The sequence below is a fragment of the Burkholderia sp. YIM B11467 genome (assembly GCF_052952715.1).
The window spans coordinates 985814-1008962 of sequence record NZ_JBQVSQ010000001.1; the positions used below are offsets into that span (position 1 = coordinate 985814).

Genomic DNA, 23149 nt, shown 5'->3' on the forward strand with positions numbered 1-23149 from the left:
CCACCCATTGCGATTCGTTCGGGCAGTCACGGCTGCCCCACGCTTTGCTCCGCGCGCGGCACGGCGAATCCGATTCACCGGCCGCGTCACGCGAGACATCCCATTACGACGAGGACGACATGACACAACCCTTTACCCATGACGATCTGTACGCGCTTCTGCAACTCGCCGGCAACGACGCGCTCGTCGTGCAGGCCGGCGGCGACCAGGCCGTGCTCGACCGGATGCGCCAGTTCATGACCGCGCAACTCGTGGAAAAACTGCCGCAATACGACGTGTTCGTGCATCTCTCGACGGTGCCGTACAGCTTCGACATCAGCAGCTGGATGAACAAGGTCAAGACCGATGCAACAGGGAAGGTCGACGCCTGCACGGTGACCTGGGCCGGCGCGCCCGGCGTGCTGCCCGGCGCCGCCGCGAAGTTCGGCATCGGCGCCGTAGTCACGTACTTCGCCAAGGCGACGGCGCAGCCGCAACCCGCGCAGCCCGACCCTGCGACAAGCGGCGGCGGCGAACGCGACGGCCTCTTCAACCTGCCGCCGAACATCGCGTTCGGCGTGACGGCGCTCGTCAACTCGTCCGCGCAACAGACGATCGAGGTCTTCGTCGACGACAATCCGAAACCGGCCGCGACGTTCCAGGGCGCCGGCACGCAGGACGCAAACCTGAACACGCAGATCGTGAACTCCGGCAAGGGGAAGGTGCGCGTGGTCGTGACGGCGAACGGCAAGCCGTCGAAGATCGGCTCGCGTCAGGTCGACATCTTCAAGAAGACCTACTTCGGGCTGGTCGGGTCTGAAGATGGCGCGGACGGCGACTACAACGACGGCATCGCGATCCTGAACTGGCCGCTCGGCTAAGCAGCACAATCCCGCCACCTCTCGCCACGCCGCCCGGCGTGGCGATTTGCTTCAGCGCCCCCGTTGCGCCACATCACGCACCGCAAGAACGATCAAATGCCCCAGCCGCCGATACCATATAGTCCGCCCGACACTCTCATTGGCACGCTATGGATCCGGTTGGAAAAGCACTCTGGTTCATCGAAACCGAACTGGACAGGGAACTGACACTCGACAGGATTTCGGCCGATTGCGACATGACGCGCTTCGGCTTTTCACGCCTGTTCTCGATGAATACCGGTTGGCCGGTGATGCGCTATGTCCGGTCGAGACGGCTGACGCGTGCTGCGCGAACCTTGGCGCAAGGCACGCCGGACATCCTTCCCGTGGCACTCGATGCCGGATATGGCTCCCATGAGGCGTTTACGCGCGCCTTCCGCGATCTCTTCGGCATCACGCCGGAAGCGGTGCGGGCACGGCGCACTCTCGACGGGTTGTCTCTTGTGGAGCCGTTTCGCATGAAAGAACTGAAAATCATCGCCGTGACACCATCACGCTTCGAAGTCACCGAAAAGCAGCTGATCGCAGGCATGAGCAGCCGCTATACCTTCGAAACCAACGAAGGGATTCCGGCGCTCTGGCAAGCCTTTATCCCGTACATCGACCACATCCCCGGGCAGGTCGGCGGCGAAACGTATGGCGTGTGCTGCAACCCGGATGCGGATGGCAGCTTCGAATACATCGCCGGCGTGGAGGTCAAGCATCGCGACCGGTTGCCCGCGCCGTTTCGCTGCGTCGAGCTCGAACCGCAACGTTATGCGGTCTTCGAACACAGCGGGCACATCTCGACGCTACACCAGACCTTCTACAGCATCTGGAACGGCTGGCTGCCGACGTCGGGATTCAAGGCGGTGGACGCGCCCGAGTTCGAACGCTACAGCGAGGACTACGATCCGGTGACGGGTACCGGCGTGCTTGAAATCTGGTTGCCTGTCGAACAATCCGCGTGAGCACGTGAGCACGTGAGCGCATGACCAGCGCCGATCGGCCGCGACGTCGCTCGCCACGGCCGATCGATCAATGCATCGCTCTCATCGAAATCACCACGCCCAGCGCACGCCCGCATTCCCGGTAATCGTGCGCTGATGCTCACCGCCGAGATTCGTCAGGTAGCTGACCGTTGCATACACGCTGCCGCGCTTCGTCAGCTGCGCAACGAGCCCCGCGCCGACCTGCCCGGCCGTCTGCCCGACCTGCGTGCCGATCGTCGTCGCGCCGCCGAACGTCGTCTTGTCGTCGGTACCGAACGAGCGCAGCACGTTCACGCGCAGGTACGGCTTCCAGCTCACGCCGTTCGCATCGAACGCGTATTGCAGCCGCGCGCCGATCCGGCCGAGGAAGGTATTGCCGTTGTTCCATGCGATGCTCGACACGCCGTCGTTGAAACGATCGAGCGACAGCCATTGCCACACGAGCTGCGCCTGCGGTTCGAGCGTCAGCCCGTAGCCGAGCGCGATCGGCAACCCCGCCTCGACCGAACCCGTGAACGCGTTGCCGTTCGTCGAGCCGTTCACGTTGTCGTTCGAATGCGTGCGCACGGTCAGCGCGCTGCCCATCAGCACGGCGTCCGTGTACCAGCCGCCCGGGCCGATATGCGTCCAGTAGCCGCCGAGGTTGTACGCATTGACCTGCAACGTGCCGACACCCAGATCGGGCTGCGCGAGCGCGAAGCCGTTCACGTCGCCGACCGCGCGCGAGAAACCGAGGAAGAAGCCGTAGTGGTTGCGATGGCCGCTCGGGCTGTTGTCGGCATAAAGATCCTGACCGACCTGCATCCCCCACACGGTGCCGTCGAACGACGGCGTCACGTCGCCCTTCTGCTTGATGTTGCTGTTGCCGCCCCACACGCGCGCCCACGACGCGGGCATCGGGCCGTTCTCGCTCAGCAGCCCCTGTTCGCCCTGCCGGTCGTGGAACGTGTCGATCTGCAGCAACCCGAGCTGGCGCGCGACGGCCGGTGCTTCGGCGTACAGCGGCACTTCGGGGCGGTAGATCGGTTCCGGATTGCCGCCGGTGCCTGCATCGGTGACGGCTTCGACGATCGATTCGGGCGTGCCTTCGGCCGGCGTGACCGGCGTCACGGGCGGCGGTGTCGGCTGTCCCGGTTCGACGACCGGCGGCTCCGGCTTCGGCGGCACCATATTGCGCAGGTACCAGCTATCGCCCGTGCCGGTCGCCGCGCCGCCTTTCGCGAGGAAGTACGAATACGCGCCGGCGCTGACCGTGCCGCCCGACAGCGTGAACGCGCCCGCGCTCGACGTCGCGCCGTTGGTCGCCTGCACGACCTGGATGCCGTCGCCGGTCGTCTGCGCGCCCGCACCGCCGACGTTCGTCACCTTCAGCGTACTCGAGCCGCTCGCCGTGCCGCCGCTGACGATCAGCTTGTCCGACGGCGCGCCGTCGCCGGCGAGCGTCGTGTTCAATGCGATCGTCGCGTTCTGGCCGACGTAGTGGCCGGCCACCGTCAGCGTGTTGCCCACGCCGCTGCCGCCGAGCTGCACGAGCCCCGCGTTCGTCAGGTTGCCGTTGATCTGGAAATTGCCGGTCGCGCCGCTCGCGAGGCTCGCCAGCGCGTTCGCGACCGAGAGCGTGCCGTTGTTGGTTACGTTGCCCGTGACGCTGCCGTAGCCGCCGAGCGTCGCGCCCGATGCCACCGTCACCGGCCCGCCGCCGCCCAGCGCCGCCGACGCGCTCGTGCCGTCGCCGACGATCACGGTGCCCGCATTGACGTTCGTACCGCCCGCATAACTGCTCGCGCCGTTCAACGTCAGCGTGCCGCTGCCGAGCTTCGTCAGCGAGCCGGCACCCGTGATGCCCTGCGTCAACGTCGAGTTGAAGCCCTGCGTATCGATCGTGCCGTTGTTCGACGTGATCGACACCGCGCGGCCCGACGCGAGATTGAATGCGCTGCCGAGCTGCAGCGTGCCGCCGTTGAAGGTCAGGCTTCCTGACGATGCGCCGAGCGCGTTGTCGGCCGCGACCGACAGCGTGCCCTGCGTGATCGTCGTGCCGCCCGAATACGTGTTGCCGCCGGCGGCAGAAGGCGCGACCGTCAGCGTGCCTGCGCCGGTTTTCTCCACCGCGCCCGCGCCGCCGATCGTGCCCGTGTACGTGCCGGCACTGTCCTGCTGGAAACGCACGAGGCCGTTGTCGGTGACGGACAGCGGCAGGTTCGACGCATTCGCCTGCAGCGTCGCGCCCGCGTTGACGGTCGCGACGACGGACGCCGTCGTCGTGCCGAGCGTGCCGGTGAGATTCAGCGTGCCGCTCTGCACCAGCGCGGTCGAGAACGTGCCGGTGCCGGCCCATGTCCAGTTCGTGCCGGCCATCGTCAGGCTCTGGAAGTTCGTGAACGCGTTCGACGCGGTGCCCGTGCCCTGCAGCGTCACGGTATTGGTGCCCGCGCCGCCGTTCGCGGTGCCGACGATCTGCGAGCCCGTCTGCAGGATCAGCGTCACGTTGCCGTTGCCGCCCTGGATCGCGGTGCCGCCACCGCCCTGGATCAGCCCCGCGTTGGTGATCGTCGTCGCGCCGTTGGTCGAGCGCACGCCGATGCCGTTGTTGCTGATGATCCTGCCGCCGGCCTGGTTCGTGATCGTCGCGGTAAACGAACTGCCGAGCGTGTTCGACACGACCGCGTCGACGCTGCCGCCGCTCGTCGCCGTGCCCGTGGTCTGGATCGTGCCGCTGTTGACGAGCGTGTCGTTGTTGCCCTGCATGTAGACGGCCGGCGCATCGCGGCCGTTCGACGTCAGCGTGCCGCTGTTGGTGATCGTGCCGTTGCCGCCGAGCAGCGACGCCGCGCGCGCGTTGTTGCCGGACGTCGTCACGGTGCCGGTATTGACGATCTGGTTGCCCGCCGCGCCGGGATTGCTCTGCCCCCACGCGGCCGTCATCCCGTACGAGTTGTTGCCGGTGGTCGTGATCGTGCCGTTGTTGACCAGCGTGTTGTTGTTGCCGTTCGCGGCCATCCCGTCGTTGTACTGGCCCGACGTCGAAATCACGCCGGTTGCGGCATTGGTGAGCGTATTGCCGTTGTTCACACCGAGCAGCACCGCGCCGCGGTTCGCGACGCCCGTGCCGTTGCCGGACATCGACAGGTTGCCGTTGTTGGTAATCGCACTCGACGTATCGACGGAAAACGGCGTCGGCGTGGACGCCAGCACATAGCTGCCCGTGACGGTCGAATCGAGGTTGATCGTCACGTTGGTACTGCCGGCCGCGGCCACGACCGACGGCGCATTGGCGCCGGAACACGTGACCGTCGTGCCGCTGCCCGGCGCAGTGGCCGAACATGCCGCATAAGCACCCACCGGCATCGCGCCGGTCAGGATCGCCATCCCACCCAAACCCAGGTTCCGCGCCTTTCTTTTCATTTTTCGGCTCGCCTTTATTGGTGACGTTATTGCTGCAAATCGGTGCGTGAACCGGGTTATATCACCTGCCTTGAAATAATCGCAAGATCCGATCGCGTGATATTGGAAATCAGCGCGGGATTAATTTCGCATTCGGAAATAACGGGAATGGCCGCGCTGTTGCGTTGCGGCAAATCATGCGTGACAGGCGTGGCGGGAATGCCGGGCAGAAACCGGTTGAATTTGCCGGTTTTTAAGAAAGACTCAAAAGCGTTGAAGAATGCGAATCGGGCAAGCCGGAAAATCTGACGTCATTCGACGATCAATTGATCATGCATGGGCTGCCGGCCATTCTGTCATGCTGCTGCGCACGATATCCGGCCACCGAAGCGGCCGGCGGGCGCGTTGATGCGCGCCTGCGACGATGCCGGCCGTGGTGGCCGGCATTCGGTCAGCCGGCGGGCGATGCTGCCGGCGCCGACATCGCGACCGGCGTCGACCACGCAGCCGACGCCAGGCGCGTGCGCGCGTCGAAGGCCACACGGTTGAACGCGACCCGCCGCTCGCCCTTCAGCGTCGCCGCTTTGGCGGCCTGCACGAGTTCGACCGGATCGACGAGACGCTCATGGCGCCGGACCTCGAAGTGCAGATGCGGGCCGGTCGCGGTCCCCGTACTGCCGACGGCACCGACACGCTGGCCGCGCTCGACACGCGCGCCGGTCCGCAGCGTCGGTTCGAACGCCGACAGGTGCGCGTAGTACGACGCATAACCGCCGTCATGACGAATCACCACATACTTGCCGTAGCCGCTCGGCTCGGTGCCGATGAACGTCACGGTGCCGCGCTCCGATGCATGGACCGCACGGCCCGCCGGCGCAGCCAGATCGACGCCGGTATGCACGTGACGCGCGCCGGTCACCGGATGCACACGCGCGCCAAAATGCGAGCTGATCCGCGTCGCGGCGACCGGCATTGCGAATCGCGTACCGGCAAGCGGCATGCCGTCGAGGTCGTAGTACGCGCCCGGCGCACCTGCATCGGGTGCGAACCATACGCCCGAGACGTGCTGGCCGCGAAAGCGGATATCGAGCGCCGTCACACGCACGCCGTGCGGCAGCGTCGCGCTGTCGTCCGGTTCGTATGCGACGCGGAAGGTATCGCCGATCGTGCCGCGCTGCTTCGGATCGATACGCCCGGCGAGCATGCGTGTGATCTGCGCCGCGACACCGGCCGGCAATTCGGCGCGCGCCAGCGACGCTTGCAGGGTGCCGGTAATTGCGACGGCGCGTGTGCCGCGATCCGGCTCCGCGAGCATGAACGGTTCGGCGGAAGCCAGATCGACCGCACGCGGCTCGAATGCCGCTTGCGTACCCATCTCAGGCAACGGCGAAGAAAGACCGTAATCGAACCGCGACGCATATCCGCGTTCGACCGCGTCGCGCGCCGCGTCGCACAGCACGCGATAGGCCACGCATGCGCCGAAGCGCGCAACGGGGTCATTGCGATCGGTACCCGTCGTCGGGTTCGACGCATGCGATGCGTATATGACATCGAGCGACGCGGCCGCCGATGCACGCAAGCCGCCCCACGTCGTCCGCTCGGGACTGAAAAAAGGCACGTCGACAAGGTCGGTCGTTTCCGCCGCCGCGTAAGCGAAGGGCACAGCATCGTGTGCAGCTTGCGCTGCCGCACCGTGTGCGCCGGCCACGCCGCCCGTCGCGATGGCAGCGCACAGCAGCGCGCGGCGAATCGGCAAGCACGTGACGCCGCGTCGGGCGGTTTGACCTTGTTCGCGTGCGAGACGGAAACGCAGGTCTAACCGCATGACGTCGTCACTCGCTATCTATCAATGAAAAATCGGGAACGGACCGGGTATCGCGGAGGAACGAGCATCGCGATCCGGCAACTTGAAAGCGAGTGTATCGGTGTGCCTGAAACGGCTAAATAGGACCAATCTTATTTTTCTGAGCCCGCGCTTAGTACTCGAACGAAATGCGGATCGCGCCGTTCGACAGCATGGCACTCCGACCCCATGCATGCATTCGCGCGAACCATCGCATGACGTTTGCAGTCGAACGCTCCCTGCGCGCGAACCCGTGCCTGCCCGAATGCGGCGGGACCCTCGTGTATCGCGCAACGTGTCACTCAACCGGAATCCCGCATGTTTCTCGATCAACTTCATCCGGAACGCTGGACGTTCCTGTGGAACGCGCTGTCCACCCTTTCCATCAGGCTGTGCGCGGGCCTGGCGCTGCTCGTCGCGGGCTGGTGGCTGTCCAAACGCATCGGCAACTGGCTGAACCGGCTGCTCTCGAACAAGGAGCGTGTCGACGACACGCTGCGGCCGATTCTCTGCGACGTCGCCGTATGGGGCATCCGCATCGTCGCGAGCGTCGGCGCGCTGTCGCAGCTCGGCATCGAAACGGCGAGCATCGTCGCGGTGCTCGGCGCGGCCGGCCTCGCGATCGGGTTCGCGCTGCAGGGCACGATGCAGAACATCGCGGCCGGCATCATGCTCCTGCTGCTGCGGCCGTTCAAGGTCGGTGACTATATCGACGGCGGCACCGGCGTCGCGGGCACCGTCGACGAAGTCGGCCTGTTCATGACACGGCTGACGAAGCCGGACGGTATCTGCGAGTACGTGCCGAACAGCGCGCTGTGGGGCAGTTCGATCCGCAACTACACGCGCAATCCGACGCGCCGTCTCGATCTCGAAGTGGAAGTGTCCGTGCACGACGACATCGATCGCGCGCTCGGTGCGCTGCGTGCGCTGGCCATCGCCGATCCCGACGTGCTGCAGGATCCGGCGCCGGACGTGATGGTGATGCGCTTCGACGACAGCACGTTGGTTGCGAACATGCGCGTCTGGACGCATACCGACAAGTTCTGGGCGATGCGCTGGCGCCTCGCGCGTCAGGTGCGCAAGACGCTCGCCGATGCGAACTGCGCACTGCCGATCCGCACGCGCGAGCTGCACATCGTGCACGACACTGCGCGCGGCGCGGACAGCGCACGCACACGGGCGCTGTAACGGCCGTATGCATCGACCGGGCCGCCAGCCCGGTCCCGCGACGGAACCAAAGCACGCGCGGGCGGGCAAACGCCTGCTGCCAGGCCCGCTCCAGCATCACATCTTCACGATATCCAGCAGCGCCTTTTTGCCGCTCTTGTACGTGAACACCGAGATCGCGCCGTGCTTCAGGTCGCCCTGCGGCGTGAAGCTGGTTTCGCCGATCACGCCGCGATAGTCGGTGGCCGGCATCGCGGCCAGCACCTTCGCCGGGTCCGTCGAGTTCGCGCGCTTCATCGCGTCGACGATGATGTACACGGCGTCGTACGAGAACGGCGCATACACCTGCATCGGCTGGTGGTAACGCGCTTCGTAGCGCTTCGCGAACGCCGCGCCGCCCGGCATCTTCTCGAGCGCGATGCCGGCTTCGGAACACACGACGTTGTCCGACGCCGGGCCCGCGAGCTTCGGCAGGTCGGTCGAGCACACGCCGTCGCCGGCGAGGATCTTCGCGCGCATGCCGAGCTGCCGCGCCTGCTTCGCGAGCGGGCCGCCCGTCGCATCCATCCCGCCGTACATGATCGCGTCCGGGTTCTCGCCCTTGATCTTCGTGAGGATCGCGCGGAAGTCGATCGCCTTGTCGTTGGTCGCGTCGCGCGACACGACCTTCATCCCGGCCGATTTCGCCGCCTTCTCGAACTCGGTCGCGAGGCCCTGCCCGTACGCGGTCGAATCGTCGACCACGGCGACCGTCTTGATACCCATGTTCTTCGCCGCATACATCGCGAGCGCCGGCCCCTGCTGCGCGTCGGTCGCGACGACGCGATAGGTCGTCTTGAAACCCTGCTGCGTGTACGTCGGGTTGGTCGCGGCCTGCGAGATCTGCACGACGCCGCCGTCGCGATAAACGCGCGACGCCGGGATCGACGTGCCCGAGTTGTGATGGCCGACCACACCGACGACCTTGTCGTCGACGAGCCGCTGCGCAACCTGCGTCGCGGTGCGCGGATCGCCCGCGTCGTCCTGCGCGTCGAGCTGCAGCGTGATCTTCTTGCCGCCGATCACGAGCCCCTTCGCGTTGATTTCTTCAACAGCGAGCCGCGCGCCGTTCTCGCTGTCCTTGCCGAGATGCGCGATCGCGCCGGTCAGCGGCGCGACGTGACCGATGCGCACGACTTCGTCCGCGTGCACGGGGAACGTGGACAGTGCGCAGGTCAGCGCGGCCGCGGCGGCGAGTGCCGTCTTGTGATGTCGATTCATGCTTGTCTCCTTCGTTGTCGCTCTTCGTTCGGGTTCGGATACGTCGTTCGTTGAAGGCCGTGCCACGCGCTTATGCGCGCCCTTCGAATCCCAGCAGCACGTTCACCGCGTTGATGCCGATCTCCTCGACCATGTAGCCGCCTTCCATCACGAACAGCGTCGGCAGGTTCAGGCGCGCGAGCGCCTCGCCGATGCGCAGGTAGTCGGGCGAGCGCAGCCGGAAATGGCTGATCGGGTCGTGCTCGAACGTGTCGACGCCGAGCGACACGACGAGCAGGTCGGGTGCATGCGCAACGATCGCGGCCGCCGCATGGCCGAGCGCGGTTGCATAGGTGTCCCACTGCGTGCCCTTCGGCAGCGGCAGGTTCAGGTTGAAGCCTTCGCCCGCGCCCGTGCCGCGTTCGTCCACATAACCGGAGAAGTACGGATACGACACGGCCGGCTCGCCGTGAATCGACGCGAACAACACGTCCGGGCGCTCGTAGAAGATGTCCTGCGTACCGTTGCCGTGATGGAAATCGACGTCGAGCACCGCGACGCGCGCGGCACCGCTCGCGATGCCGTGCTGCGCCGCGATCGCCGCGTTGTTCAGATAGCAGTAACCGCCCATGTACTCGCGGCCGGCATGGTGGCCGGGCGGGCGGCACAGCGCGAAGGCCGCGCGCGCGCCGCCGTTCGACAGCAGGTCAGCGCCGGTCAGCGCCGAGTTCGCACTCGCGCTCACCGCGTCCCAGGTGCCCGCGTTGATCGGCGCGCCGGCGTCCATCGCGAAGAAGCCGAGCTTGCCGTCGATGAAGCCGGGCAGCGTCGCGGCCGCCGGCATCGCGCGCACCGGCCATACGAGCGGCAGCGCCTGGCAGGTGCGGCCGGTCGCGGTCCATTCGTCCCATGCGCCGGCGAGGAAATCGACGTAGCGCGCGCTGTGCGCGCCGGCATAGCTCGCGCGGTCGAACGCGCGCGGCGCGATCACGTCGCCGAGGCCGGCCGCGCGGACCTGCGCGAGCACCGTTTCGGCGCGAAGGGGGTTTTCGAACGACTCGGTGATCGCGCCGTCCTTCAGTTCGACGCCGCGATGCAGGTGGTGATCGCTGCTGTAGACCGTGAGCATGGTTGACCGTTGCTGTGATGGCAGTGAGGGGGTGGCAACAGTCTATTGACGCCGACCGGCAATAACTTTGCTTTTCGCTTCTTCGTTTCGTACAATTTTGAGAAAACTGTCTACGGAATCACGGATATGAGCAAAAATCGCGCTTCGGTTGAACTGGACGGCGTCGACCGCGCGATGCTCCGCCTGCTGCAGGAAGACGGCGCGCTGTCGAACGCGACGCTCGGCGAAAAGCTGTCGTTGAGCGTCACGCCGTGCTGGCGCCGCCGCAAGCGGCTCGAGGACGAACACGTGATCACCGGCTACCAGGCGAACCTCGACCGGCGCGCGCTCGGGATGAACGTGTTCGCGTTCGTGCAGGTGACGTTCAACATGCACTCGGGCCAGGATTCGGATCATTTCGAGGACGTGATGCGGCGCCACGACGAGGTGCTGTCGTGCCACAAGATCACCGGTGCGGCCGACTACATCCTGCAGGTCGTCGCGGCCGATCTCGACGCATATGCGGATTTCGTCGAGCGCGTGCTGAGGAAGCAGGCCGGCGTGTCGTCGATCCAGTCGAGCCTCGCGTTGCGCGAGGTGAAGTTCTCGTCGCGCGTGCCGATGCCGGACGCGTGAGCGGCAGGATGAACGGGCCAGCCCGTCATTCCGTTCCCAATCCTTATCCCATGGAGCACTACCTGATGAAGCGAATCACTTCCTCCGCCTCGCTTGTCGCCGCGCTGGCTTGCGCGTTCGCGTTGAGCGCCTGTGCGGCGCCATCGTCCGCGCCGGCCGATTCGTCGGCGCCGGCCGCACCGCCGATGGTCGGCGGCGACCGCGATGCGCACGGCTGCATCGGCTCGGCCGGCTACGCATGGTGCGAACAGACGCAGCAATGCGAACGCCCGTGGGAACTCGCCAAGCAAAAGGGCTTCGCGAATTCGGCGCAGGCGTACGAGCAGTTCTGCCGGAACGCAGCGGCGAAGTAAGCGAATCGCGGCGCGATGCCGCGACGCAATGACATGCCGGCGCGACGCGTTGCGCGATCGCTCGCGCATCGCATCGGCGCATCGCGCGATGCGACATTCCGACCTTTCCCCTCGGCACGCGGCGCGTCCGTCGCGCGCGCCGCATCGTCGAATTCCCGCCGGATTTCCGGCGCGGCGCACCCCGATTCCGGAAACCCGGACACGAGAAAAACCCCACAAAAACAAGGACATTTTTCGCGTGCGACACGTTAACCGAGTTCGGTTATATTACGCGCCCCTTGCCACCCCGCCCCCGCCGACAACGTCGCGTGCGGCCCCTTTCGACGCAGCCTGAAACCCCAACCGCTCAGGCTTGCCGCGAGGGCCTCGGCGCAAAACGCGCCCCGTGACGCCGGCCATTGCGCGCCGGTCGCGAGCCGATCCGAAGGTCTCCTTCGCAACGGTTTTGCGTGCGCAAATGCAACGGCGAGCAGCGTCGATCCGGAATTCCGGATTCGCGATCCGGATCTCCGGATCCGCGTATCGGCCGCGATCGCAACGCTCGACGGGCGGCATGGCAAACCGATGCATCCAAGTTGAAAAAGGGATCTGCTGTGATCAAAACGTTACGGGTAATACTGTCGGCGCTCGCGCTGTGCGTCGCCGCGTCGTCCGCGCATGCCGCCGATACGAAGAAGGTCGATGTCCTGCTGGTGGGCGGCGGCATCATGAGCTCTACGCTCGGCGTCTGGCTGCACGAGCTTCAGCCTGACTGGTCGATGACGATGGTCGAGCGCCTCGACGGCGTCGCGCTGGAAAGCTCGAACGGCTGGAACAACGCGGGCACCGGCCACTCGGCGCTCGCCGAACTGAACTACACGCCGGAGAAGGCGGACGGCAAGATCGACATCTCGAAGGCCATCGAGATCAACGAGTCGTTCCAGATCTCGCGCCAGTTCTGGGCGTGGCAGGTCAAGCAGGGGGTGCTGAAGAACCCGCATTCGTTCATCAACTCGACGCCGCACATGAGCTTCGTGTGGGGCGACGACAACGTCCGCTTCCTGAAGAAGCGCTACGAAGCGCTGCAGGCGAGCCCGCTGTTCCGCGGCATGCAGTATTCGGAAGACTACGACCAGATCAAGCAGTGGGTGCCGCTGATGATGGAAGGCCGCGACCGCAAGCAGAAGGTCGCCGCCACCTGGACGCCGATCGGCACCGACGTGAACTTCGGCGAGATCACGCGCCAGTTCGTCGGCTACCTGAAGACCCAGCCGAACTTCACGCTGTCGCTGTCGAGCGAAGTGCGCGAGATCACGCGCAACGCCGACGGCACGTGGCACGTGTCGTGGGTCAAGCTGCATTCGGATGAACCGCCGCAATCGGTCGACGCGAAGTTCGTGTTCATCGGCGCGGGCGGCGGCGCGCTGCACCTGCTGCAGGCGTCGGGCATCCCCGAGGCGAAGGACTACGGCGCGTTCCCGGTCGGCGGCTCGTTCCTCGTGACCGACAACCCCGACGTCGTGAAGCAGCACCTCGCGAAGGCATACGGCAAGGCGTCGGTCGGCTCGCCGCCGATGTCGGTGCCGCACCTCGACACGCGGATCATCGACGGCAAGAAGATCATCCTGTTCGGACCGTTCGCGACGTTCTCGACCAAGTTCCTGAAGAACGGCTCGTATTTCGACCTGCTCAAGAGCACCAACACGCACAACGTCGCACCGATGATGCGCGTGGGCGTCGACGAATTCCCGCTGGTCCAGTACCTCGCCGGCCAGCTGATGCTGTCTGACGACGACCGCTTCAACGCGCTGAAGGAATACTTCCCGAACGCGAAGAAGGAAGACTGGCGCCTGTGGCAGGCTGGCCAGCGCGTGCAGATCATCAAGCGCGACCCGGTGAAGGGCGGCGTGCTGAAGCTCGGCACCGAGATCGTCAGCTCGCAGGACGGCAGCATCGCGGGCCTGCTCGGCGCGTCGCCGGGCGCATCGACGGCCGCGCCGATCATGCTGAACCTGATGAAGAAGGTATTCAAGGACAAGGTCGCGACGCCCGAGTGGCAGCAGAAGATCCGCCAGATCGTGCCGAGCTACGGCACGAAGCTGAACGACAGCCCGGCGAAGGTCGTCGAGGAATGGACCTACACCAGCGACGTGCTGCAGCTCTCGCCGCCGCCGAAGATCGACGTCAGCGTGCCGTCGCAGGCGACCGGCACCGCGCCGGCCCGCCCGGCGAAGGCATCGGCCGACATGGCGCTGTAAGCATCGCAGCAACCGCGCCGCACGACACGGCCGCCCTCCGGGGCGGCCGTTTTTCATGATGCGGACGGGCGGGTTGCCCGGCCGGTCGCCCAGCCGGTCGCCCGCTTCCGCTAGAATTGCGGCACGCGCGACCCCGTGTCGCCGCCCGATCCACCATCCGCACCGACGCACGGTGCGGCCCGCGCCCGAGCCGCGCGAGCGCCGCACACCGTTGCCGCGCCCGCCCGGGCGCGCCACCAACCGAATTCAGCTGGAGAAAGACCGTGTTTACCTGCAGAAACCAAAGCTGCGGCACGCAGTGGGAAACGTCCGACGTCGTCATCAAGGACGAGGGCCAGGGGCTGCTGTTCCGCTGCCCGCTGTGCGGCGCGCGCAACTATCTCGAACGCTTCGAGGGCGACGACGGCACCGTCGTCTACGAACAGATGGAAGGCAAGCCTTACCTCGGAGACCTCGAATGACCCAACCGACCGCCACGCCCTTCAGCGCGCTGCCGCTGACGCCCGCGACGCTCGCCAACCTCGCGCAGCTCGGTTACGTCGACATGACGCCGATCCAGGCTGCGAGCCTGCCGATCGCGCTGGCCGGCCAGGACCTGATCGCGCAGGCGAAGACGGGCAGCGGCAAGACCGCAGCATTCTCGCTCGCGCTGCTGTCGCGCCTCGACGCGCGCAGCTTCGACGTGCAGGCGATGATCCTGTGCCCGACGCGCGAACTCGCCGACCAGGTCGCGCAGGAAGTGCGCCGCCTCGCGCGCGCCGAGGAGAACGTGAAGGTGTTGACGCTGTGCGGCGGCACACCGATGCGCCCGCAGGCGCAGAGCCTCGAGCACGGCGCGCACATCGTCGTCGGCACGCCGGGCCGCATCATGGATCACCTCGATCGCGGCAACCTGAAGCTCGACGCGCTGAACACGCTGGTGCTCGACGAAGCCGACCGGATGCTCGACATGGGCTTCTTCGACGACATCGCGAAGGTCGCGCGGATGTGCCCGACGACGCGCCAGACGCTGCTGTTTTCCGCGACCTATCCGGACGGCATCGTGAAGCTGAGCCAGCAGTTCCTGCGCAACCCGAAGGAAGTGAAGCTCGAAGAGCGTCACGACAACAGCAAGATCCGCCAGCGCTTCTATGAAGTGACCGAGAACGAGCGGCTGCATGCGGTCGGCCAGTTGCTGAACCACTACCGGCCGGTCAGCACGATCGCGTTCTGCAACACCAAGCAGCAGTGCCGCGACCTGCTCGACGTGCTGCATGCGCAGGGATTCCACGCGCTCGCGCTGCACGGCGAGCTCGACCAGCGCGAACGCGACCAGGTGCTGATCCAGTTCGCGAACCGCAGCTGCTCGGTGCTGGTGGCGACCGACGTCGCCGCGCGCGGGCTCGACATCGCGCAACTCGAAGCGGTGATCAACGTCGACGTGACGCCGGACCCGGAAGTGCACGTGCACCGCATCGGCCGCACGGGCCGCGCCGATCAGGACGGCTGGGCGCTGAGCCTCGCGAGCATGGACGAGATGGGCCGCGTCGGCGCGATCGAGCATGCGCAGAAGCGCGACGTCGAATGGCATCCGCTCGCCGAGCTGAAGCCGGCCGGCGACGACACGCTGCTGCCGCCGATGGAAACGCTGCAGATCCTCGGCGGACGCAAGGACAAGATCCGTCCGGGCGACGTGCTCGGCGCGCTGACCGGCGATGCAGGGTTCGACGGCAAGCAGATCGGCAAGATCAACGTGACCGAGTTCTCGACCTATGTCGCGATCGAGCGCGGCGTCGCGCACGACGCGCTGCGCAAGCTCAATGCGGGGAAGATCAAGGGCAAGCGGGTCAAGGTCCGGTTGATGGACGAAGAGTAAAACGACTCGGGCGGCGCGACGCCGGGCCACCGGCACGCCGCCCGCCTATCAGGCCAGCGCCGGATACCCGTGCGCGGCCGCATCCCGCGCGAATCGTTCGATCGCGTCATAGGCATCGGGCGCGAGCCGCTCGAATCCCTTCAGCCGCAGCACGCGCGCACGCTCCGCATCCACCGACACCGCGCGATCGAGCGCGTCCCGCAACGCGGCCACCTGCGGTTCCTCCAGCGCACGCGACGCGATCAACGGTAACCCCGGCGCGGATGCCGTCATTCCGATGATCCGGATATCGTGCAGCAGCTCGGGCAACGCGTCCTTCACATACGCGAACGTCACGCAGTCGATCGCCGCGCAATCGGCATCGCCGGCAGCCAGCGCACGCAGCACGTTCAGGTGCGAGCCGAACGCCGTGACCGATCCGAAGAAACGGCCGTCGTGCGCATGCGGCGCGACCGCATGCCGTAACGCGTTCATCCCGCTGTGCGAATCCTCGCCGTTGAATGCGGCCCGCAGCCCGCGACAGGCGGCAAGCGTCGTCGCACCACCCGCATGCACGCGCGCCGACACGACCAGCACGCTGCTGTAGCGCGCGCCGTGGCAGCCGTCCGCGTTGAAAACCGGTGTCGCGATCAATCGCACGGTATCGCGCAGGCCGAGCATCCGGTACGGATAACCGCACGTCTGCGACAGCAGCAGATCGTCGCGCCGCCACAGCGCGTGCAGGTCGCCGAACGGTTCGTCGAGCAGTTCGACGCCGGCCGGCCCGCCCGCGTTCGCGAACGTGTCGAGCGCGTCGCGCAGCAGCGCATGCCACAGCGCGGCGTGGCGCGGCGTCACGTTGTACATCGGCAGTCCGGCGATCCATGAGCTCATGCGCGCATTCTACGGTCTGGGCTCAGAACAGGTGGCGAATGCCGGCACGACCGACTGCCTGCTTCTGGTTGCTCGACGGATTGAAACCCGCGATCTGCGCGACCGGCGCATCGCCCGCCGCCTTCTGGAACGCGCCCATCACATACACGCTCGTGCGCTTGGACAGCGCATATTCGACGCTCAGGTTGAACTGGTGATACTTCGGCTCCGCGTTCGTCGCGTGGTCGCGGCCCGTCGTGTACGTGTAGCCCGCGCCGACCGTCACCGCCGGCGTCGGCGTGATGAGCGTCGACAGCTCGTAGTTCTGGAACGTCGCGTCGTGCCCCGCGCTGCCCTGCTGGAAGTTCGTGTTCGTGAAATCGGCCAGCAGCTTCAGCCACTGCACGACCTGGTACGACGCGCCGACGCCGAACACTTTCTGCGCGCGCGCCGCATCGAGGTAGTTGCCGTAGATCGCGTTCGTGAAGCCCGGATAGTTTTGATAACCCTGCGTCGACACGCCCGGGTTGTTGATCCGCAGATAACCGATGCCGACGCCGATCGGCCCCGCCGCGTAGTTCGCACCGACGCTGAACGTCGCGTTGTCGGAGAAGCGCCCCGGCTGCCCGCCGAACGCATAGAGGCCGCCGAACGTGAAGCCTGCGATCGTCGGGCTGCGGTACTTGACCGCGTTCGAGATCGGGAAGCCGTTGTCGGTGTTGTCCATGTCGTTCGGGTGCGCGAAGTAGTAACCGCCGATGTTGCCGTTCAGCGTGAACGGCTCGACGTAGTCGACGATCGAATCCCACTGGCGGCCGAGCGTGAGCGTGCCGAGCTTCGTGTCGTTCAGGCCGACGTAGGCATTGCGCGAAAACGCGAGCCCGCTGCCGAGGCGGCCGGAGTTGATGTCGAAGCCGCTTTCGAGCCGGAAGATCGCGCTCAGGCCCCCGCCGAGATCCTCGGTGCCGCGCACGCCCCAGCGGCTGCCGGCGGTGACGCCCGATGCGAGCTGCACGAGATGCTTGCCTTGCACGTTCGATACGTAGTCGACGCCATCCTCGACGATGCCGTACAGCGTGACGCTGCTTTGCGCGTGGGCGGTAGCGGCCGCGGCGAGCGGCAGCGCGAACAGGAGTTTCTTCATCGGGATGTTCCGTTTTATTTGTTCAGACATGCGAACCGTCTGCGGGGAATGCGGGACTATATCGACGCGACCGGCGCGCGCCAACGAACGAATCGAGAATTCGATTCCAGAATTTTCCGGGTCACGCCCCGTCAGACACCGCCCGGCGGGCTTGTGAGCCATCGCGATAAGCAAATGCGAATCGATTGATTGGCCGTCCGGCATCGGCTCGGTACAGTTCGCTTTCCTTCCGAATCGTCGCGAGCCGCCTGCGGTTCGCCCGCACGTCGCAAAACGGCCGGCACACCGGGTCGGCCGTTTCGCAGGTTGCATCCGTCGCGTCACCCACGCGACGGGCGCCCGAAGCCCGCGCGCACGACACGCCACGCGACGCGGCATTCGGCAAGCCTCGACAACACGCTGGAGCCCCGGTCCCCCATGACATTCATCCGCTCGATCCGCCGCCTCGGCATCGCCGCCGTCGCCGCCACCGCTTCCGCCGCCGTCTGCGCCGCGCCGTCGATCACGGTCTCGTCGAAGATCGACACCGAAGGCAACCTGCTCGGCAACCTGATTTCCCAGGTGCTGAAGTCGCACGGCATCGCCGTCACCGACAAGATCGGGCTCGGCACCACGCCGATCGTGCGCAAGGCGCTGACGACCGGCGAGATCGACATCTATCCGGAATACACGGGCAACGCCGCATTCTTCTTCAACAAGGCCGACGATCCGGTGTGGAAGGACGCGGCAAAAGGCTATGACACCGCGAAGCAGCTCGACTACGCGGCGAACCATCTCGTCTGGCTCACGCCCGCGCCGGCCAACAACACGTGGGGCGTCGCCGTGCTCGGCACCGTCGCGAAGGCGAACGGGCTGAAGACCTTCGACGACTTCGGCAAATGGGCCGGCAACGGCGGCAAGGTGAAGCTCGCGGCGTCGGCCGAGTTCGTGAACAGCGCGTCCGCGCTGCCGTCGTTCGAGAAGGCGTACGGCTTCAAGCTGAAGCAGGATCAGCTGCTCGTGCTGTCCGGCGGCGACACGGCCGCGACGATCAAGGCCGCGGCGAACCAGACCGATGGCGTGAACGCCGCGATGGTCTACGGCACCGACGGCGGCATCGCCTCGTCCGGCCTCGTCGTGCTCGACGACGCGAAGCACGTACAGCCCGTCTATGCGCCGGCGCCGGTGATCCGCGAAGCGGTGCTGAAAGCGCATCCGCAGATCGCCGACTACCTGAAGCCGGTGTTTGCGAGCCTCGACCTGAAGACGCTGCAGACGCTCAACAGCCGTATTCAGCTGAACGGCGAACCCGCGTCGGCCGTCGCCGCCGGTTATCTGAAGTCGAAGGGTTTCGTCAAATGATCGCCGGCGCGCACGCAGCGGCCCCCGGTCGTGCGCAAGCCGGTTCGACCGCCGATGCCGCCCGCGTGCGCACGGCGCGCGTCGACCGCGTCGGCGTGCTGATCGCCGGCACGATCGCGGCGGCGCTCGCGTTCGCGCCGTTCGTCACGTTCCGCGCGAACCGGATCGTCGCCGGACACGATCTCGCGCTCGCGGAGATCTTCCCGCACTGGCAAGCCGTGACGCTGTACGCGGCCGGCGCGGCAAGCGCGCTGTTCGCGCTGCTGCGCAGTCGCCCGGCACCGCGTTTCGCGGCGGGCGCGGTGCTGCTGCTCGGCCTCGGCGCGCTCGTCGGCCATGTGCCGGCCCATCTCGTCACCGACGACAATCCGCTCGCGCGCGTGTCGCCGGCCACCGGCGCATGGCTGCTGTTCTTCGCGTACGCCGCGCTGGTGGTCGATGCGTCCGCGCGGCTCGCGCTCGGTCCGGTCAGACGCCTCGCCGCGCTGGCCGCCGCATGCACCGTGCTCGCCGCGCTGCTGCACGCCGGCTGGTGGGACGGTCTCTCCGTCATGCAGGAATACACGGCGCGCGCCGACACGTTCTGGCAGGAGGCCAGTCGACACACGGCGCTGGTCGGCGGCTCGGTTGCCGCGGCGATCGCGGCCGGCGTGCCGCTCGGCGTCGCATGCGCGCGCTCGGCCGCGCTGCGCGGCGTGCTGCTGCCTGCGCTCAATATCGTGCAGACGATTCCGAGCATCGCGATGTACGGGCTGCTGATGGTGCCGCTCGGGCTGCTCGCCGCGCACGTGCCGCTCGCGGCCGCGCTCGGCATCCGCGGCATCGGCGCCGCGCCCGCCGCGCTCGCGCTGTTCCTGTATTCGCTGCTGCCGATCGCGTCGAGCGTCGTGGTCGGACTGCGGCAGATTCCGCCGCATGCGGTCGAGGCCGCCGCCGCGATGGGCATGACGCGCGCGCAGCGGCTGCTCCAGATCGAGCTGCCGCTGGCGCTGCCGGTGATCCTGAGCGGCGTGCGCATCGTGCTCGTGCAGAACATCGGCCTCGCCGCGGTCGCCGCGCTGATCGGCGGCGGCGGCTTCGGCACCTTCATCTTCCAGGGCATCGGACAGTCGGCGACCGACCTCGTGCTGCTCGGCGCGATCCCGACGATCGCGCTGGCGCTCGCCGCCGCCGTCGTGTTCGACGCCGCCACCGCACTCGCGAAAGGACGCCGGGCATGATCGAGATCGAACACGTGAGCCGCCGCTTCGGCGAACAGATTGCCGTCGACAACGTCACGCTGTCGATTCGCCGCGGCACGATCGCCGCGCTCGTCGGCGCGTCGGGCAGCGGCAAGTCGACGCTGCTGCGGATGATCAACCGGTTGATCGCGCCGACGAGCGGCACGATCCGCGTCGACGGCGTCGATACCGCAACCGTCGCGCCCGAGCAGTTTCGCCGCGGCATCGGCTATGCGATCCAGGGGCACGGGCTGTTTCCGCACTGGAGCGTCGCCCGCAACATCTCGACCGTGCCGCGCCTGCTCGGCTGGCCCGCCGATCGGATCGACGCGCGCGTGCGCGAGCTGCTCGCGCTGTTCGAACTCGATCCGGCCGTGCACGCGGACAAGCTGCCGCACGAACTGTCGGGCGGCCAGCAGCAGCGCGTCGGCGTCGCGCGCGCGCTCGCGGCCGAGCCCCGCATCCTGCTGATGGACGAGCCGTTCGGTGCGCTCGACCCGATCATCCGGAGCAAGGCGCAGGACGACCTGCTCGCGCTGCAGCGCCGCCTCGGCATCACGGTCGTGATCGTCACGCACGACATGGAGGAGGCGTTGAAGCTCGGTGACACGATCGTCGTGATGGATCGCGGACGCGTGCTGCAGGCCGCGCCGCCCGCCGATATCCTGGCGCGGCCCGCGCCCGGCTTCGTCGAACAGCTCGTCGCCGGCGACGACCGGCCGCTCAGGCTGCTTGCGCTGACCCGCGTCGACGAAGCGGTCGAACCCGGTAAGGCCGACGGCACGCCGCTGCCCGGTTCCGCGTCGCTGCGCGACGCGATCGCCGAGCTGCTGTGGCGCGGCGTCGATGCGCTGCCGGTTGCCGGCGCGGACGGCCGCGTGCACGGCCGGATCTCGCTGCCCGCGATCGTCGCGCGTGCGAGGCAGCCGCGATGAGGCCCGCCGCATTCGCTTCCGGCGCCGCACGCGCCGCCGTACTGGCCGCGCTGATCGTGCTGCTGTTCCGCGGCGCATGGCTTGCGCCGCTGTTCGCGCCGTTCGCCGACAACGGCGCGCCGGCGCTTTACGACCGTGCGAGCCTGCTCGACCTGACGCTGGCGCATCTCGCGATCGTCGCGGTTTCCAGTGCGGTCGGTGCGCTCGTGGCACTGGCGGCCGGCGTGTTCGTCACGCGGCCGGCAGGCGCCGACTTCCTGCCGATCGCGCGCAGCATCGTCAACATCGGCCAGACCTTCCCGCCCGTCGCGGTGCTCGCGCTCGCGGTGCCGGCCGTCGGCTTCGGCGTGAAGCCCGTGCTGATCGCGCTCGTGCTGTACGGGCTGCTGCCCGTGTTCGAGAGCACCATCGCGGGGCTGCGCGACATTCCCGCCGCGACGCTCGACGCCGCACGCGGGATGGGCATGAGCGCGCGCCAGCAACTGTTCGCGGTCGAGCTGCCGCTCGCGTTCCCGGTGATCCTGAACGGCATCCGGCTCGCGGTCGTGATCAATCTCGGCACCGCGACGATCGGTTCGACGGTCGCCGCGAAAGGGCTCGGCGACGTGATCATCGCGGGCCTGCAGACGTCGAATACCGCGTTCGTGCTGCAGGGCGGGATCGTCGTCGCGTTGCTCGCGGTCGCGGTCTACGACGTGCTCGGCCAGGCCGGGCGCGCATTCGCGCCGGCCGCCGCGCGGCCCGCGCCCGACTGACCGGCGCTCGCCGCCGTTTTCCGTTTTCGCTCGTTGTTGTCCCGGCCGGCGCACCGCGTCCGGCCCGCTCTTCCGTCACCGCACCATGGCCGAATACTTCGACGTCGACCACGCGCACGCGATTGCCGCGCTCGACGCCCGCTTCACCGCCCGCACCGAATGGCCGACCTGGCTGCTGATCGTCGCGATCTACGGCGGCTGGCTCGCCGTGCTGCTGCTCGTGCGCGCCGAGTGCCTGTCGCTGATGACCGCAACGCCGCTGCTGATCCTGCTCGGCGCGTGGCACCTGTCGCTGCAGCACGAGTTGCTGCACGGCCATCCGACGCGCTCCGCGTTCGTGAACAAGCTGCTCGGTTATCCGCCGCTGACGGTCTGGTATCCGTACGCGCTGTATCGCGACACCCATCTCGACCATCATCGCGACGAAGACCTGACCGTGCCGGGCGTCGATCCCGAAACGAACTACGTATCGCGCGAACGCTGGGCGCGGCTGCCGCGCTGGCGCCGCGTGGCGACCGTGGCGCGCAAGACCTTTGCCGGACGGATCGTCGTCGGGCCGCCGCTCGCCATCGCCGCGATGTTCGCCGACGCGTTCGCCGCGTTCCGGCGCGGCGACTTCCGTTATGTGCCGATGTGGGCGACGCACGTGACATGCGTGGTCGCGCTGCTCACGTGGCTGCAATGGGCGATCGGCGTGCCATGGTGGTACTACCTGCTGGCGGTCACGTGGCCCGCGCTGTCGCTCGCGATGATCCGCTCGCTGTACGAGCACCGCGCCGCGCGGCGCCCGAAAGCGCGCATCGCGATCAACGAAGCCGGTTTCGCGATGCGGCTGCTGTACCTGAACAACAACTACCACCTCGTCCATCACGACCTGCCGAAGCTGCCGTGGTACGACCTGCCGCGCGCGTACCGGATGCGGCGCGACGCGTATGCCGAAAAAAACGGCGGCTTCGTGATCCGCGGCGGCTATCGCGAACTGCTGACGCGCCATGCGTGGACGCCGACCGATACGCCCGTGCATCCGTTCGACCAGGGCACGGCGTCGCTGTCGACGGGGAGCGGGGTGAAAGTGGCGGTGGTCGACCAGGTGCTGCAGATCAGCACGTAGCGTTCGACAGGCTCGCGCTTCGTCGTCGACCTGCCCGTCTTGTCGTCGATTTCTTACGAAAAGCCGACATCGCCGGAGAATTGCCAATTGCGCCGGCAA

20 protein-coding genes are annotated in these 23149 nt (G+C 67.2%); 14 read left to right on the forward strand and 6 right to left on the reverse strand.

The window, feature by feature from the left end:
- The first annotated feature begins 119 nt into the window (after positions 1 to 119).
- Positions 120 to 860: a fucose-binding lectin II gene (locus ACTRWB_RS04435; RefSeq protein ID WP_446901073.1), complete on the forward strand. Its 741-nt coding sequence runs from the start codon at positions 120 to 122 to the stop codon at positions 858 to 860.
- A gap of 149 nt (positions 861 to 1009) precedes the next feature.
- Positions 1010 to 1849 (forward strand): AraC family transcriptional regulator, encoded by an 840-nt coding sequence (locus ACTRWB_RS04440; protein ID WP_446901074.1) that lies wholly within the window; start codon positions 1010 to 1012, stop codon positions 1847 to 1849.
- Between the two features lie 90 nt (positions 1850 to 1939).
- Here ACTRWB_RS04440 and ACTRWB_RS04445 read toward each other — a convergent pair whose 3' ends face one another.
- On the reverse strand, positions 1940 to 5239 hold the full coding sequence (locus tag ACTRWB_RS04445; RefSeq protein WP_446901411.1) for an autotransporter outer membrane beta-barrel domain-containing protein: 3300 nt from the start codon (positions 5237 to 5239) through the stop codon (positions 1940 to 1942).
- A 183-nt stretch (positions 5240 to 5422) separates the two neighbouring features.
- On the opposite strand from ACTRWB_RS04445, the gene ACTRWB_RS04450 reads away from it, so the two are divergent.
- Positions 5423 to 5563, forward strand: coding sequence for a hypothetical protein (locus ACTRWB_RS04450; RefSeq protein ID WP_446901075.1), 141 nt, complete (start codon positions 5423 to 5425; stop codon positions 5561 to 5563).
- Between the two features lie 142 nt (positions 5564 to 5705).
- Here the strand turns inward: ACTRWB_RS04450 and ACTRWB_RS04455 are convergent, their stop codons facing one another.
- Positions 5706 to 7079, reverse strand: a complete 1374-nt coding sequence (locus ACTRWB_RS04455; RefSeq protein ID WP_446901076.1) for a M23 family metallopeptidase — start codon at positions 7077 to 7079, stop codon at positions 5706 to 5708.
- A 336-nt stretch (positions 7080 to 7415) separates the two neighbouring features.
- Here ACTRWB_RS04455 and ACTRWB_RS04460 point away from each other — a divergent pair, with 336 nt between their 5' ends.
- The gene (locus tag ACTRWB_RS04460; protein ID WP_446901077.1) at positions 7416 to 8285 is read left to right on the forward strand and encodes a mechanosensitive ion channel family protein; all 870 of its coding nucleotides are present in this window, start codon (positions 7416 to 7418) and stop codon (positions 8283 to 8285) included.
- A 96-nt stretch (positions 8286 to 8381) separates the two neighbouring features.
- On the opposite strand, the gene ACTRWB_RS04465 is transcribed toward ACTRWB_RS04460, so the two are convergent.
- Entirely contained in the window at positions 8382 to 9524 is a 1143-nt protein-coding gene (locus ACTRWB_RS04465) for a branched-chain amino acid ABC transporter substrate-binding protein (protein ID WP_446901078.1), read from the reverse strand.
- Positions 9525 to 9594: 70 nt separating this feature from the next.
- Positions 9595 to 10632: a histone deacetylase family protein gene (locus tag ACTRWB_RS04470; protein WP_446901079.1), complete on the reverse strand. Its 1038-nt coding sequence runs from the start codon at positions 10630 to 10632 to the stop codon at positions 9595 to 9597.
- Positions 10633 to 10758: 126 nt separating this feature from the next.
- On the opposite strand from ACTRWB_RS04470, the gene ACTRWB_RS04475 reads away from it, so the two are divergent.
- From ACTRWB_RS04475 to dbpA, 5 genes are all read left to right on the forward strand, one after another.
- Complete coding sequence (locus tag ACTRWB_RS04475; RefSeq protein ID WP_446901080.1) at positions 10759 to 11247, forward strand: Lrp/AsnC family transcriptional regulator; 489 nt, start codon at positions 10759 to 10761, stop codon at positions 11245 to 11247.
- 65 nt (positions 11248 to 11312) lie between these two features.
- Positions 11313 to 11600: a hypothetical protein gene (locus tag ACTRWB_RS04480; protein WP_343491021.1), complete on the forward strand. Its 288-nt coding sequence runs from the start codon at positions 11313 to 11315 to the stop codon at positions 11598 to 11600.
- A 575-nt stretch (positions 11601 to 12175) separates the two neighbouring features.
- Entirely contained in the window at positions 12176 to 13837 is a 1662-nt protein-coding gene (gene mqo, locus ACTRWB_RS04485; protein ID WP_446901081.1) for a malate dehydrogenase (quinone), read from the forward strand.
- A 263-nt stretch (positions 13838 to 14100) separates the two neighbouring features.
- Positions 14101 to 14298, forward strand: coding sequence for a hypothetical protein (locus tag ACTRWB_RS04490; protein ID WP_048243036.1), 198 nt, complete (start codon positions 14101 to 14103; stop codon positions 14296 to 14298).
- Positions 14295 to 15692 carry an ATP-dependent RNA helicase DbpA gene (gene dbpA / locus ACTRWB_RS04495; protein WP_343491023.1) on the forward strand — a complete coding sequence of 466 codons (1398 nt, stop codon included), beginning with the start codon at positions 14295 to 14297 and terminating at the stop codon, positions 15690 to 15692. The genes ACTRWB_RS04490 and dbpA overlap by 4 nt, the downstream gene beginning before the upstream one ends.
- Positions 15693 to 15740: 48 nt before the next feature.
- Here the strand turns inward: dbpA and ACTRWB_RS04500 are convergent, their stop codons facing one another.
- Entirely contained in the window at positions 15741 to 16565 is an 825-nt protein-coding gene (locus ACTRWB_RS04500; protein WP_446901082.1) for a phosphate/phosphite/phosphonate ABC transporter substrate-binding protein, read from the reverse strand.
- Between the two features lie 22 nt (positions 16566 to 16587).
- On the reverse strand, positions 16588 to 17688 hold the full coding sequence (locus ACTRWB_RS04505; RefSeq protein ID WP_419688118.1) for a porin: 1101 nt from the start codon (positions 17686 to 17688) through the stop codon (positions 16588 to 16590).
- 417 nt (positions 17689 to 18105) lie between these two features.
- On the opposite strand from ACTRWB_RS04505, the gene osmF reads away from it, so the two are divergent.
- The 5 genes from osmF to ACTRWB_RS04530 all read left to right on the forward strand — a co-directional run bounded on the left by osmF (position 18106) and on the right by ACTRWB_RS04530 (position 23050).
- Positions 18106 to 19029: a glycine betaine ABC transporter substrate-binding protein OsmF gene (osmF, locus tag ACTRWB_RS04510; protein WP_129516263.1), complete on the forward strand. Its 924-nt coding sequence runs from the start codon at positions 18106 to 18108 to the stop codon at positions 19027 to 19029.
- Positions 19026 to 20249, forward strand: a complete 1224-nt coding sequence (locus tag ACTRWB_RS04515; protein ID WP_419688121.1) for an ABC transporter permease — start codon at positions 19026 to 19028, stop codon at positions 20247 to 20249. Before osmF ends, ACTRWB_RS04515 begins: the two co-directional genes overlap by 4 nt.
- Positions 20246 to 21184: an ABC transporter ATP-binding protein gene (locus ACTRWB_RS04520; protein WP_446901083.1), complete on the forward strand. Its 939-nt coding sequence runs from the start codon at positions 20246 to 20248 to the stop codon at positions 21182 to 21184. Before ACTRWB_RS04515 ends, ACTRWB_RS04520 begins: the two co-directional genes overlap by 4 nt.
- Positions 21181 to 21939, forward strand: coding sequence for an ABC transporter permease (locus ACTRWB_RS04525; protein ID WP_446901084.1), 759 nt, complete (start codon positions 21181 to 21183; stop codon positions 21937 to 21939). The genes ACTRWB_RS04520 and ACTRWB_RS04525 overlap by 4 nt, the downstream gene beginning before the upstream one ends.
- 85 nt (positions 21940 to 22024) lie before the next feature.
- A complete protein-coding gene (locus ACTRWB_RS04530) occupies positions 22025 to 23050 on the forward strand; it encodes a fatty acid desaturase (RefSeq protein ID WP_446901085.1) in 1026 nt (341 codons plus the stop codon).
- The last annotated feature ends 99 nt before the right edge of the window (positions 23051 to 23149 follow it).

What these genes read in the sequence shown, in the direction of transcription:
- ACTRWB_RS04435 (WP_446901073.1), top strand. Translation starts at nt 120, where the DNA reads ATGACACAACCCTTTACCCATGACGATCTGTACGCGCTTCTGCAACTC.
- ACTRWB_RS04440 (WP_446901074.1), top strand. Translation starts at nt 1,010, where the DNA reads ATGGATCCGGTTGGAAAAGCACTCTGGTTCATCGAAACCGAACTGGAC.
- ACTRWB_RS04445 (WP_446901411.1), bottom strand. Translation starts at nt 5,239, where the DNA reads ATGGCGATCCTGACCGGCGCGATGCCGGTGGGTGCTTATGCGGCATGT.
- ACTRWB_RS04450 (WP_446901075.1), top strand. Translation starts at nt 5,423, where the DNA reads ATGGCCGCGCTGTTGCGTTGCGGCAAATCATGCGTGACAGGCGTGGCG.
- ACTRWB_RS04455 (WP_446901076.1), bottom strand. Translation starts at nt 7,079, where the DNA reads ATGCGGTTAGACCTGCGTTTCCGTCTCGCACGCGAACAAGGTCAAACC.
- ACTRWB_RS04460 (WP_446901077.1), top strand. Translation starts at nt 7,416, where the DNA reads ATGTTTCTCGATCAACTTCATCCGGAACGCTGGACGTTCCTGTGGAAC.
- ACTRWB_RS04465 (WP_446901078.1), bottom strand. Translation starts at nt 9,524, where the DNA reads ATGAATCGACATCACAAGACGGCACTCGCCGCCGCGGCCGCGCTGACC.
- ACTRWB_RS04470 (WP_446901079.1), bottom strand. Translation starts at nt 10,632, where the DNA reads ATGCTCACGGTCTACAGCAGCGATCACCACCTGCATCGCGGCGTCGAA.
- ACTRWB_RS04475 (WP_446901080.1), top strand. Translation starts at nt 10,759, where the DNA reads ATGAGCAAAAATCGCGCTTCGGTTGAACTGGACGGCGTCGACCGCGCG.
- ACTRWB_RS04480 (WP_343491021.1), top strand. Translation starts at nt 11,313, where the DNA reads ATGAAGCGAATCACTTCCTCCGCCTCGCTTGTCGCCGCGCTGGCTTGC.
- dbpA (WP_343491023.1), top strand. Translation starts at nt 14,295, where the DNA reads ATGACCCAACCGACCGCCACGCCCTTCAGCGCGCTGCCGCTGACGCCC.
- ACTRWB_RS04500 (WP_446901082.1), bottom strand. Translation starts at nt 16,565, where the DNA reads ATGAGCTCATGGATCGCCGGACTGCCGATGTACAACGTGACGCCGCGC.
- ACTRWB_RS04505 (WP_419688118.1), bottom strand. Translation starts at nt 17,688, where the DNA reads ATGAAGAAACTCCTGTTCGCGCTGCCGCTCGCCGCGGCCGCTACCGCC.
- osmF (WP_129516263.1), top strand. Translation starts at nt 18,106, where the DNA reads ATGACATTCATCCGCTCGATCCGCCGCCTCGGCATCGCCGCCGTCGCC.
- ACTRWB_RS04515 (WP_419688121.1), top strand. Translation starts at nt 19,026, where the DNA reads ATGATCGCCGGCGCGCACGCAGCGGCCCCCGGTCGTGCGCAAGCCGGT.
- ACTRWB_RS04520 (WP_446901083.1), top strand. Translation starts at nt 20,246, where the DNA reads ATGATCGAGATCGAACACGTGAGCCGCCGCTTCGGCGAACAGATTGCC.
- ACTRWB_RS04525 (WP_446901084.1), top strand. Translation starts at nt 21,181, where the DNA reads ATGAGGCCCGCCGCATTCGCTTCCGGCGCCGCACGCGCCGCCGTACTG.
- ACTRWB_RS04530 (WP_446901085.1), top strand. Translation starts at nt 22,025, where the DNA reads ATGGCCGAATACTTCGACGTCGACCACGCGCACGCGATTGCCGCGCTC.